General features: G+C 61.4%; 11 protein-coding genes, 1 tRNA gene and 1 rRNA gene. 12 read left to right on the forward strand and 1 reads right to left on the reverse strand.

Annotated elements, in window-relative coordinates; translation table 11 throughout:
- The 6 genes from rrf to rfbA all read left to right on the forward strand — a co-directional run.
- Positions 1–82 (forward strand): 5S ribosomal RNA (gene rrf, locus HPQ62_RS21305); the annotation flags it as partial.
- Positions 83–371: 289 nt separating this feature from the next.
- A tRNA-Met gene (locus HPQ62_RS17520) sits at positions 372–448 on the forward strand.
- Positions 449–649: 201 nt separating this feature from the next.
- On the forward strand, positions 650–1,207 hold the full coding sequence (gene rfbC, locus HPQ62_RS17525; RefSeq protein WP_174803883.1) for a dTDP-4-dehydrorhamnose 3,5-epimerase: 558 nt from the start codon (positions 650–652) through the stop codon (positions 1,205–1,207).
- A gap of 9 nt (positions 1,208–1,216) precedes the next feature.
- Entirely contained in the window at positions 1,217–2,260 is a 1,044-nt protein-coding gene (gene rfbB / locus HPQ62_RS17530) for a dTDP-glucose 4,6-dehydratase (RefSeq protein WP_174803884.1), read from the forward strand.
- The gene (gene rfbD / locus HPQ62_RS17535) at positions 2,257–3,105 is read left to right on the forward strand and encodes a dTDP-4-dehydrorhamnose reductase (protein ID WP_174803885.1); all 849 of its coding nucleotides are present in this window, start codon (positions 2,257–2,259) and stop codon (positions 3,103–3,105) included. Before rfbB ends, rfbD begins: the two co-directional genes overlap by 4 nt.
- The gene (rfbA, locus tag HPQ62_RS17540) at positions 3,102–3,995 is read left to right on the forward strand and encodes a glucose-1-phosphate thymidylyltransferase RfbA (RefSeq protein WP_174803886.1); all 894 of its coding nucleotides are present in this window, start codon (positions 3,102–3,104) and stop codon (positions 3,993–3,995) included. Before rfbD ends, rfbA begins: the two co-directional genes overlap by 4 nt.
- Positions 3,996–4,109: 114 nt before the next feature.
- Here rfbA and HPQ62_RS17545 read toward each other — a convergent pair whose 3' ends face one another.
- A complete protein-coding gene (locus HPQ62_RS17545) occupies positions 4,110–4,670 on the reverse strand; it encodes a type 1 glutamine amidotransferase domain-containing protein (RefSeq protein ID WP_174803887.1) in 561 nt (186 codons plus the stop codon).
- Positions 4,671–5,473: 803 nt separating this feature from the next.
- Here HPQ62_RS17545 and HPQ62_RS17550 point away from each other — a divergent pair.
- The 6 genes from HPQ62_RS17550 (at position 5,474) to HPQ62_RS17575 (ending at position 12,015) form a co-directional block, all read left to right on the forward strand.
- Complete coding sequence (locus tag HPQ62_RS17550; RefSeq protein WP_342343732.1) at positions 5,474–6,976, forward strand: sugar ABC transporter ATP-binding protein; 1,503 nt, start codon at positions 5,474–5,476, stop codon at positions 6,974–6,976.
- A complete protein-coding gene (locus HPQ62_RS17555; protein ID WP_174803889.1) occupies positions 6,973–7,992 on the forward strand; it encodes an ABC transporter permease in 1,020 nt (339 codons plus the stop codon). The genes HPQ62_RS17550 and HPQ62_RS17555 overlap by 4 nt, the downstream gene beginning before the upstream one ends.
- Positions 7,989–9,002: an ABC transporter permease gene (locus tag HPQ62_RS17560; RefSeq protein WP_174803890.1), complete on the forward strand. Its 1,014-nt coding sequence runs from the start codon at positions 7,989–7,991 to the stop codon at positions 9,000–9,002. Before HPQ62_RS17555 ends, HPQ62_RS17560 begins: the two co-directional genes overlap by 4 nt.
- 46 nt (positions 9,003–9,048) lie before the next feature.
- Positions 9,049–10,269, forward strand: coding sequence for a sugar ABC transporter substrate-binding protein (locus HPQ62_RS17565; RefSeq protein ID WP_174803891.1), 1,221 nt, complete (start codon positions 9,049–9,051; stop codon positions 10,267–10,269).
- 175 nt (positions 10,270–10,444) lie between these two features.
- Positions 10,445–11,455: a substrate-binding domain-containing protein gene (locus HPQ62_RS17570; RefSeq protein WP_174803892.1), complete on the forward strand. Its 1,011-nt coding sequence runs from the start codon at positions 10,445–10,447 to the stop codon at positions 11,453–11,455.
- Positions 11,452–12,015, forward strand: a complete 564-nt coding sequence (locus HPQ62_RS17575; protein WP_174803893.1) for a hypothetical protein — start codon at positions 11,452–11,454, stop codon at positions 12,013–12,015. Before HPQ62_RS17570 ends, HPQ62_RS17575 begins: the two co-directional genes overlap by 4 nt.
- Positions 12,016–12,052: the final 37 nt, after the last annotated feature.

A 12,052-nucleotide genomic window follows, 5' to 3' on the forward strand; every position in this document is an offset into this window, starting at 1 on the left:
CCCATTCCGAACACGGCCGTGAAATACCCCAGCGCCAATGGTACTTTGTCTTAAGACACGGGAGAGTAGGTCGCTGCCAGGTCTGCCAAATGCAACACAATCTTCTCAAATCATGCATCAGCGGCGACTGCCGATCAAAAGCCGCCATCAAGGCGGCTTTCTTCGTTCAGCCATAAAACGTCGCTCAGACATAACGCGGGGTGGAGCAGCCCCCGTCGAACCGCAGAAGGCGAAGCCTTCGAGGACCGACAAAACAAAGATGTCGAACCGCAGAAGGCCTAAGCCTTCGAGGACCGACAAAATACAAAATACCGGGCAACCCAATGGACAATCCGTCCAACGCAGGTCCCCCCCGGTCGCTCAAAGCATAACGCGGGGTGGAGCAGCCCGGTAGCTCGTCAGGCTCATAACCTGAAGGCCGCAGGTTCAAATCCTGCCCCCGCAACCAAATCAAAAAATATAGCCCCCTGACAAAGTCAGGGGGCTTTTTTGTGCAAGGAATAGCGGCACATTGCACGAAAACCTATGCTTTGCCCCCTGAAAACTGCAGGGAAGTCGGGGTTCAGCTCAGAAGGGCTCCCTTGTAGCAGCGCGCGAGGTCGTGTACTCCAATTTCGGTATAATTAACGCATCCGACGGAGACCAGCACGTGGATATTAAAAACCCTGGAATCGAGGGCCTTCTCCTCATCACGCCGAAGCGGTTCGGCGACGAGCGTGGGTTTTTCAGTGAGAGCTGGAGCCGGAAGGCGCTTGCCGGTCACGGCGTCGATATCGATTTCGTGCAGGACAATCATTCGCTGTCGAAGACGGTTGGCACCGTGCGTGGCCTGCATTTCCAGGCGCCGCCGCATGCGCAGGCAAAGCTTGTCCGCTGTGGCCGCGGCCGGCTTTTCGATGTGGCGGTCGATGCCCGCAAGGGATCGCCCACCTTCGGCAAATGGTACGGCGTCGAGCTCTCCTTCGAAAACGGCAAGCAGCTGCTGATCCCGGAAGGGTTCCTGCATGGCTTCATGACCCTCGAACCGGATACCGAGATCGTCTACAAGTGCTCGGATTATTATGCGCCCGAATGCGATGGCGGCGTGCGTTTCGATGATGCCGATATCGGCATCGACTGGCCGCTCAAGGATATCGATCCGGTGGTCTCGGCAAAAGACAGGGATGCGCCGTCCTTCGCGGCCTTCTCGAACCCCTTTACCTACTGAGGATCACACATGAAACTTCTGGTCACGGGTGGCGCAGGCTTCATTGGTTCGGCCGTCGTTCGTCTTGCGGTTCAGCGCGGTTTCGACGTCGTCAATGTCGATGCGCTCACCTATGCAGCCTGCCTCGACAACGTCGCAAGCGTAGCAGACAGCCCCCTCTACAGCTTTGAACAGGCCGATATCCGGAACCGCGCCGCGCTCGATGCGGTGTTCTCAAAGCACCAGCCCGACGCGGTCATGCATCTGGCCGCGGAAAGCCATGTCGACCGCTCGATCGACGGGCCGGGTGATTTCATCGAGACCAATATCAACGGCACCTACAACATGCTGGAGGCTGCGCGCGCCTACTGGGTCGCCCGCGGCCGGCCGGAGAGCTTCCGCTTCCACCATATCTCGACGGACGAGGTGTTCGGCTCGCTCGGGCCGGAGGGGATGTTCACCGAGGACACGCCCTACGATCCGCGTTCGCCCTATTCCTCGTCCAAGGCTGCCTCGGACCATCTGGTGCGCGCCTGGCACGAGACCTACGGCCTGCCGGTTCTGGTCACCAATTGCTCGAACAATTACGGGCCCTATCATTTCCCGGAAAAGCTCATTCCGGTGGTGATCCTGAACGCGCTCGCGGGCAAGGCCATCCCGGTCTATGGCAAGGGCGAGAATATTCGGGACTGGCTTTATGTCGAAGACCATGCCGAAGCGCTCCTGACCGTCATTACAAAGGGCGAGGTCGGCCGCAGCTACAATGTCGGCGGCGAAAACGAGCGCACCAATCTGGAGCTGGTGAAGACCATCTGCGCGATCCTCGACGAGAAGCGCCCGCGCGAAAGCGGCAGCTATGGCGACCTCATCACCTTCGTCACCGATCGGCCCGGCCATGACCTGCGCTATGCGATCGATCCGTCGCGCATCAGCGCGGAGCTTGGCTGGCGGCCTTCCGTGAGCGTCGAGGAGGGGCTTGCCAAGACCGTGCAGTGGTATCTCGACAATGAGGCCTGGTGGCAGGCGCTGCAGAACCGCAAGGGCGTCGGCGAGCGGCTTGGGGTGAAGGCATGATCCTGGTTTTCGGCCGTTCCGGCCAGGTGGCGACGGAGCTTCAACGGATATTGCCCGACGCGGTCTTCCTGTCGCGCGAAGAGGTGGATCTTTCCGATCCGCAAGCCTGCGCATCAGCCATTGCCGTGCACGCGCCCGATGCCGTCATCAATGCGGCCGCATATACGGCGGTCGACAAGGCGGAGAGTGACGAGGAGGCGGCGTTCAGGGTCAACGCCGCCGCGCCAGGTGCGATCGCGCAAGCTGCGGCAGAGCGCGGCGTGCCGTTTGTGCATATCTCTACCGATTACGTGTTTTCCGGCGATGGCGAAACGCCGTTCTCGCCGGGCGATGACACCGCTCCGCTGGGTGCCTACGGCCGCACCAAGCTCGAAGGCGAGAAGCGTGTGGCGGGCGCCGGCGGCGCCTATGCCATTCTCAGGACAAGCTGGGTGTTTTCCGCCCATGGCGGAAACTTCGTCAAGACCATGTTGCGGCTTTCCGAAAGCCGGGACAGCCTCAATGTCGTTGCCGATCAGATCGGCGGACCGACATCGGCGCGCGCCATTGCGCTTGCCTGTTATGTGATTTCAGGCCAGCTACGGGCTCATCCGGAAAAATCGGGCATTTATCATTTCTCCGGCGGGCCGGACACGAGCTGGGCGGATTTTGCCCGCACGATCTTCGATCTTGCCGGGAAGTCGGTCAGGGTCGAGGATATACCGACGTCCGCCTATCCGACACCGGCATCGCGACCGCTGAATTCGCGGCTCGACTGTTCATCGCTTGCCAATTTCGGTCTCGCGCGACCGGACTGGCGGGCAGATCTACTGGACGTATTGAAGGAATTGGGGGCGCAATCGTGAAGGCACGCAAGGGTATCATTCTGGCCGGCGGCTCCGGCACGCGGCTTTATCCGCTGACGATGGCGATCTCCAAGCAGCTGATGCCGATCTATGACAAGCCGATGATCTATTATCCGCTTTCGGTGCTGATGCTGACGGGGATCCGCGAAATCGCGATCATCACCACGCCGACCGATCAGGATCAGTTCAAGCGGCTTCTGGGCGATGGCAGCCAGTGGGGGATCGAACTCACCTTCATCACCCAGCCTTCGCCGGATGGGCTGGCCCAGGCCTATATTCTCGCAGAGGATTTCCTCGACGGGGCGCCGTCCGCGATGACCCTCGGCGACAACATCTTCTTCGGCCATGGCCTGCCGGAACTGCTGGCGGCCGCCGACGCGAAGACAAAGGGAGGCACCGTGTTCGGCTATCATGTTGCTGACCCGGAGCGCTACGGGGTTGTGGCGTTCGACAAGGATGGCAAGGCCAAGCAGATCATCGAAAAGCCCGAGGTTCCGCCGTCGCACTACGCTGTCACAGGTCTCTATTTTCTCGACAGCGAGGCGCCGCAGCGCGCGCGCGCGGTCAAACCATCGCATCGCGGCGAGCTTGAAATCGTGACCCTACTTGAAACCTATCTCGACGAAGGCAAGCTTGCGGTGGAGCGGATGGGGCGCGGTTATGCCTGGCTCGACACCGGAACCCATTCAAGCCTGCTCGACGCCGGCAATTTCGTGCGGACGTTGTCTGTCCGGCAAGGGATGCAGTCTGGTTGTCCGGAGGAGATCGCCTATCGTAGCGGCTGGATCGATGCTGCGATGCTGCGCCGGCATGCCGAAACCTTCCGGAAGACGGATTACGGCAGGTACCTCTCCGAACTTCTGGTCTCCACGCCCGAACACCCGGCTTAAACCCGACCCTGACCGGTCCCGCTCAATATCAGACTAAAAACCCGGGCATTGCCCGGGTTTTGCGTCAAGCGCTCACGCTTGCGCTTGTTCAGGAGCTCTGATCATGCGTCCAGATCAGGCAGCCTTGCGCGGATGGCGGCCCTCCTCGACTTCCTCGACGATCTTGTCGACGAAGGCCGGCAGATCGTTGGGGTTGCGCGAGGTGATGATGCCATTGTCGGTGACGACTTCCTGATCGACCCATTTAGCGCCGGCATTCTTCATGTCGGTGCTGATCGAAGGATAGGACGTCGCCTCGCGCCCCTTCAGAACGTCGGCTTCGACAAGCATCCACGGACCGTGGCAGATGGCTGCAACGATGCGGCCCGAGCTCACGAATTCCTTGACGATCGAGACAGCCTTCTTGTTGGTGCGCAGAATGTCCGGGTTGATCTGGCCGCCCGGAAGCACGATCGCATCGTAATCGGATACGGTCACGTCATCGACGGAAAGCTCCGCTTCGACGCTGTCACCCCAGTCCTTGTCGTCCCAGCTCTTGATCGGGCCCTTTTCGATCGAAGCGATCGTGACGGCCGCACCCTTTTCCTTGAGCTTGTCGAGCGGCACGCGCAGTTCGGAACGTTCGTAGCCATTGGTGGCGAGAATCAGAATCTTGGATTGAGCGATACCTGGCATGGTGTCCTCCTGTTCAATCTGTTTCGGCGGCGCGAGAAGCGCGCCGCCATTCCCCCGAATAACGCTCGGCCGGGATCAGCGTTCCCAAAAAAACGAACGATAGGAGCTGGCGCGCTAACGCGGGCTTTTCCTCTCGCGAAACCAGGCGACGGTCATCCTTTCCGTTTTGACCGGGGTCAGCGGTAGAGATCACGCAGCCCATTTTAGGTCTCAGAGCGGGTAAGATACCGCCAATGCAATGCTGGACTTTCGTGATTGTCAAAAGACACGCGGTAGTGATTTCCTGCATCTCCGTCTGTCAGCACAGGGCGCAAACCCACGTCTTCTGCACCATCATAAGCCCAAGCAACAGATCGGCGATGCTGCCGTTGTAGCCGCTGCGATGAGGCTCATCCCGATAAAAATTCTGGCTGACGCCAAACGCCTTGCATCAAAGCGCGATTTGCAGACTGGTCGCAGCGTTAGTGCTCTGACAGAACGATGAGCAAGCCATTGAACGATCTAGGGTCGTCGATGTCATTCCGCGACAAGACTTCATCCGAGCCTCGGCTCTCAAGCGCAAGCCTATGCATTATCGGTTCCGCGCGGAGGCCAGACCAACGCCGGCAAGGCAACCATCCCCAAGTGGCTGATATATCACGGATCTCCCACCAGAACGCGTTATTTTCCTGCTCGCCTCTTGACGGATAAGAAGAATTGCCGTGTTATGAGAACGTTCTCAGAGAACGTTCTCACTAAAGTTTTCTGGGCGGGAGGAGACTGTGCAGATTTCGAATATACAAACGGCGCCTGCAAGGGCGCTGGTGGCTGAGTCTGTCCGCAAGGCATATGGCGCAACGGTTGCGCTGGAGCATGCGGACATTGCGCTCGAGGGCGGTGAAGTTCATGCCGTGCTCGGCGAGAACGGTGCAGGCAAGTCGACGCTGGTGCGGATTCTCACCGGTGCGGTCGCGCCGGACGCGGGCACCATCCATGTCCACGGAAAGCCCTGCCGGGCGCAATCCATCGAGGATGCGCGGATGCAGGGCATCGCGACCGCCTTTCAGGAACTGAGCCTCGTTCCGAACCTGACCGTGGCACAGAACCTTCTGCTGCCGCATCTCAGCCGTGGCTTTGCCGGCATGGTCTCGGGTCGCCGCAATGTCGAGCGTGCCGCCCAGATCCTCGCCGAGCACGGGCTCGGCCGGCTCGATCCTCGCGTCGACGTCTCCACCTTGCCGCTCGCTGACCGCCAACGGCTGGAGATCGTGCGGGCGCTCAGCTACGCCGGCAGCGTGCTCATCCTTGACGAGCCGACCGCATCGCTTGCGGAGACGGACTGGCTCTTCGAGCAGATCGATCGGGCGACCGGGCGGAATGTGGCTGTGCTCTATATCTCCCATCGCCTTTCCGAAGTGCGCGAGATTTGCCGCTCGGCGACGGTGCTGCGCAACGGCGCGACGATCGCAAGCGTCAGCCTGGCAGAGGCGACCGATGGCGACATCTTCGAATTGATGGTCGGCAAGAAAGTGCGCGACGGCATCACCGGCGAGGGGCGGACGCCCACCGCCGGCGCTACAAGGCTGAAGGTGCGCAATCTCTCCGGCGGCGCGGTGAAGAAGGTCAGTTTCGAGCTGAATGCCGGTGAAGTGGTCGGCATTGCCGCGCTGGAAGGGCAGGGGCAGCGGGATGTCTTCCGCATGCTCGCCGGGCTGGAACAGGTCGCGGAAGGTTCGGTCGAACTCGACGGCAAACCCTACACCGCGCGCTCGCCGCGCGCCGCGCTGAAGGCCGGAAGCGGCGTCGCCTATCTTCCGGAGGAGCGCAAGACGGAGGGCATTCTTTCTGGCATGACGGCGGCATCCAACGTCGCCTTGCCGATCCTCGGCACCGTCGGCTTCCCGGCTTTCGTCAACGACCGCGTCGAGTTCGGGATGGCGAAGGCGGCCGGCGAACGCGTCGACATGGCGCCGCGCTATCTCGGTTTTGCAATCGGCGACCTGTCCGGCGGCAATCAGCAAAAGGCGCTCATCGCACGGGTGCTTGCCACCGGCGCGCGCACGCTCCTGCTCTTCGATCCGACGCGCGGGGTGGATGTCGGCACCAAAGCCTCGATCTATGCCGCGATCCGCGCCTTTACCGACGAAGGAGGCTCCGTGCTCTTCTATTCCTCGGAACTTCCCGAACTCGTTCAACTCGTTGACCGGTGCATGGTGCTCTACGGCGGAGAAATCGCAAAGACCTATTCGCGCCAAGAGATCGACGAGCGGCGTCTGGTGGCCGCGATGACGGGGCATGTCGATGCCCTGGAAGGGGCTGCCTCATGACCGGACTGAACCAGATCGCCACACGAACCGAGGTCGATCCGCCTCAGGGACGGCTTGCCGGACAGATGTTCGCGCGTCTGCTCCAGGGCGGCCTCATCATCGTCATTCTCTATTTCGCGCTCTACGCGCTCTATTTCTACCTGCAGCCGCGGGCATTGTCGTCATCATCGATCGCGGCGCTGATGAACAACACCGTGCCTCTGGCATTGGCAGCGGCCGGACAAACCTTCGTCATCATCAGCCGCGGGTTCGATCTGTCGGTCGCCGGCGTCATCTCGGTCTGCAACGTGGTCATGGCGGTCTATCCGCTCGATGGTCCCGGCGGCGCCGTGATGTCGATCCTCATTTGCGTGGCAATCGGCGGTTCTGTCGGCGCGATCAACGGGTTCCTCGTCGCCTATCTCCGGCTTCAGTCCATCGCCGCAACCCTTGCGACCATGATCATCTGCCAGGGGGTGGCGCTCGTCATTCTCAACGCGCCGGGCGGACGCGTCGCCGACTGGCTGTCCTACGAACTCACGGACCGCCTGTTCAAGACGATCCCGATCTCCGGGCTCTTCGTGCTCGCCGTGGTTCTCGCCTGGCTCTACATCCGGCGGACATCGTTCGGCATTTCAATCTACGCGATCGGCGCAGACGAGCATGCGTCGGGCCTGTCGGGCATCAACGTCAGGAAGGTGCGCTTCTTCACCTTCGTCAGCGCGGGCGTTTTATACGGGCTGGCCGGCTTCATGCTCTCGGCCCAAACCGCCACCGGCAATCCGACCTCCGGCACCCCCTTGCTGCTTCTCTCCTTCGCCGCCGTGGCGCTGGGCGGCACCTCCCTGTCGGGCGGCAAGGGCAGTCTCTTTGGCTCGGTGATGGGCGCCGCCACGCTGATGCTCCTCCAGAAGGTGCTGTTTTCGAGCGGTGTCTCGTCCTTTTACACCGGCGTTTTCCAGGGCTCGGTGCTCGTGATCGCCGTCGTCTTCAGCGGACTGATCGAAAAACTGGGTGAAAGGGCCGCAAAGCTATGAGCAACGAAAACGCCACCCTGTCGCAGACCGCCGACACACGCAAGGCCGCGCGCATCAGGCGCGAGACGGTTTCGACGATCGCCATCGCCATCATCTGCGTCGTCCTGTTGTTCCTGTCGCGCTTCATTTCGCCCGCGCTCGGTTCGTGGTCGCAGGTCGAAACGGTGCTGATCCTCGGCTCGTTCCTGGTCGTGGTTGCCTTCGGTCAGGGGCTGGTCATCCTCACCGGCGGTCTCGATCTTTCGATCCCCGCGCTCATCACGCTCGGCGGGGTGCTTTCCACGGCAATGGTGGGCGCCGGAAACCCCGACGCCTGGTTCCTGCTGCCTGCGGCACTTCTGGCCTGCGGCCTTGTCGGCCTGCTCTCGGCCGTCGGTGTCGTCTGGATGCGGGTGCCGCCCTTCATCATGACGATGGCAACATCGATCATCGTGACCTCGGCCGCGCTCGGCATCACCAAGGGCACGCCGCGCGGCTATGCGCCCGAGATTGCTGTGGCGCTGATGAAGTCTCACATCCTGGGGCTGCCGTCGCCGATCGTCTTTGTCATCGGGTTCGTCCTTCTGGGCTGGCTGCTGCAGGAGCGTTCGCCGCTCGGGCGCTACCTCTATGCGATCGGCACCAATCCGGAAGCCTCGCGGATCGCCGGCGTGCCGGTGGTCGCCATGCAGATCTTTCCCTATGTGATCAGCGCCATGTGCGCGGGCTTCGCCGGCTTCATGCTGGTGGGCTATTCCAGCGGCGCGACCCTTCGCATGGGCGACGACTATCTCCTGCCCTCCATTGCTGCCGTGGTCATCGGCGGATCCTCGATCCTTGGCGGGCAGGGCAGCTTTCTCGGCACCGTCGGCGGCGCGTTCCTGCTGACCATCCTGGGCACCATCATCTCCGCGATCGGCCTGGAGTTCGGTCTTCGGACCATCATCGAAGGCACCATCATCCTGATCGCGCTGCTGCTGCTTCGGGAGGAACTTTTCAACCGCATTCGCTCGATTCGGCGCAAGGCCTAGCGTCCCGAATGGAAATAATCTGGCCAATCTTGGAGGAGAAACGACAATGCTGAAACACAGACTGAAACTCGCAGCTTCGGCGATGGTCCTGGCCGCTGCCGCGCTTGGGGCAACGGCTCCGGCAAAGGCGCAGGGCGAAGACGGCAAGTACAAGATCTATCTGAGCCTGTCCTATTCCGGCAACGCCTGGCAGTCGGAAGCCGCAAATATCGTCAAGGCGCTGGCCGCGACACCGCCCTATGACGAAATGGTCGATCTCGTCGAGGTCATCTCCGGCACCGACCCGCAGGCCCAGATCTCGGCCTATGAAAGCATGATCGAGGACGGCGCCGATGGCATCGTCAGCTTCCCGATCTCTTCGTCCGCGCTCAACCGCACCATCCGTCGCGGCTGCGACGATGGCGTTCTGTTCTTCATGTACGATGCGACAGTGACAGAAAGCTGCGCCTATAATGTCAGCTACCTGTCATCGGGCTTCGGCGAGAACAGCGCCCAGGCGCTCGTCAACGAACTGGGCGGCAAGGGCAAGATCTTCCTGTCGCGCGGCGTGCCGGGCAACTCGGTCGACCAGCGTCATACCGACGGCGCCATGCACATCTTCAACCAGTATCCGGGCATCGAAATTGCTGGCGAGTATTATTCCTACTGGGATGATCGTACCACGCAGCAGGAAACCGCAAAGGCGCTCGCTGCGCATCCGGATGTCGACGGCATCTGGGCACAGGCTGGCGAATACGGCGCCGTCCAGGCCCTTCTCGACGCGGGCGACCGTCTCGTGCCGATGACGGGTGAGAACTCCGCCGGCTTCCGCCTCGCGCTCGCCGATCCCGCCATGCAGGAAAAAGGCCTGCGCGGTGTGTCTTCCGGTTCGCCGCCCGCCCAGGCCGGCTATGCGTTCAAGCTGATGATGGAAATCCTCACCGGCAAACGCGAACTCGAGCCGATGAACATCGAGTACCCGCTTCCATGGGTTCCCGCCGCCGACGTCAAGGTCTGCGAAGGCGACAGCTACGAAAACGGTTGCAACGTGTTCCCGGCAAGCCGGGTGCCGTCTTCCTTCGTCTCGGAAGTGCTGAATCCGGAACTGCTGCCGGAGATCAACGTCGATTCTGCCCTGGACGGCACACCGGTTGCCGGCGCAACCATCCAGCCGCTGCCGGAGGCCGTGCCGGAAGCCTCCAATCTTCCGGGCATCAACTGCGATGACTGCGAAGCGCCTGCAACGCTCTACAAGCTGACCAAGGTGGAAGCGACCGTTCAGCCTTAAGTGAGATCGAACCGGGACGCCGCGGTAAAATGTGGACTGCGGCGTTCCAAATCTGCGTTGTCTGTTGCGCAATGGACATTAGGATTGTCCATTGGCTTTGATCGAGCAAGTAACGCGAACAGTGGAATACGGGAACATGTCCTCGAAAACCAAGATACAAGCCGGCCGTAACCGAGTGACAGTCAAGGATCTCGCACGCGATCTCGGCATGTCCGTTTCGACGGTATCGAGGGCCTTCTATCCGGATGCGGTGATCGCTTCGGAAACCCGGCGCACAGTGCTCAAGCGCGCGGAGGAAATCGGCTACAGGGCCAATCCATTTGCCAAGAGCCTGGTGACCAAGAAGACGCAGATCGTGGGCATGGTCGTCTCCGATCTCGCCAACCCCTATTATCCCGAAGTGATGACGAACCTGACGGGCCTGCTGCAGGGCCACGGCATGAACACCATGCTCGTCGCGCCCGGACGGCCCGAGGAAATCGACCCGGCCGTCGACCTGTTGCTGACCTATCAGCCCGACCTCGTGATCATCCTGGCGACCAATTTCAAATCCTCGGCGCGCGAGAAATGCGAGGCCGCCGGCGCGCCCTGCATCTTCTTCAACCGGCTTTCTGCCGATGGTCTCGGCTTCGGGGTGACGTGCGACAATATCGAAGGGGGACGGAAGGCCGCCGATTTCCTGATCGACAGCGGCCATACCAAACTCGCCTATGTCTCGGCCTTTCCCGGCGCCTCGACTAATGTCGAGCGAGGCAAGGGCTTTTGCGACCGCGCCGTCGAGCGCGGCCTTTCGCCGCCTCGCATATTCGAGGCGGGCACCTTCAGCTACACGGATGGCTACAAAGCCTGGCGGCAGGTCTCGGAGGGAGAGGCGCCTGACGGGGTCTTTTGCGCCAACGACATCGTCGCAATCGGCTTCATCGAGGGCATTCAGGAAAACCTTGGCCTGAAGGTGCCGGACGATGTCTCTGTCGTGGGATATGACGACATCGCCATGGCCGGCTGGCCCTCGCATCGTCTGACGACGGTCGCCCAGCCGACCAGGGAGATGATGGAGACAACCGTCGAACTCGCCCGTGAGCTTGCCGGCCATCATAACCATTCAGACCATGAACCCCGCATCGTGCGCATACCGCCCGGCCCGATGGTGGAGCGTCAGACAACAATGAGGAGGAGTAAGCAATGAGCGCCCATGCCGAAAGCCAGACCTTCAACCGCATCGTCGGCATCCACAAGCCCGATTGCGCGATGCTGATGCGATGCGATCCGGTGCCGGAAGCCCTTCCGCCCGGCGAAGCCGAGCTCGTTGCCGCTCTCGGTTCGGAGCAGACCGGCGATTATGCGATGGCCTGCCGTGGCATCTACGAGGATCTGCGCCGGGTGATCGGCCAGCTTGCGGGTCTCATGATCCTGGCGCGCGTCACGCGCAAGATCGAGTTTGTCGAACTCGAGCAGGTCGACAACTGCACCAAGCGGTGGACGGATGCCGCTGACCGCATCGCGGCGCTAAAGGCGCCTGGGCCGCTCGCGCGGCACAAGCAGCAGATCCAGGCTGCGCATGATTTTTGCGGCAAGATTCTGAGAACGTTCCCACAGCTGAACGCTCGGACAGATCTCGACGTCACCTTCGATGAAATGGGGGAACATCTCGAACAGGCCTACCGCAGCCTTTCGCAGGCGAGTTCCCACGAGGCCGGACTGGTCATGGTCGACTTTTCAAACGCGTGCTGCAGCTGCGGCCGGTAATTCCGGTCATCACATTCAATCCGAACGGGAGGAGAAA

It is taken from the genome of Martelella limonii, assembly GCF_013344475.1.
Taxonomy (GTDB): domain Bacteria; phylum Pseudomonadota; class Alphaproteobacteria; order Rhizobiales; family Rhizobiaceae; genus Martelella; species Martelella limonii.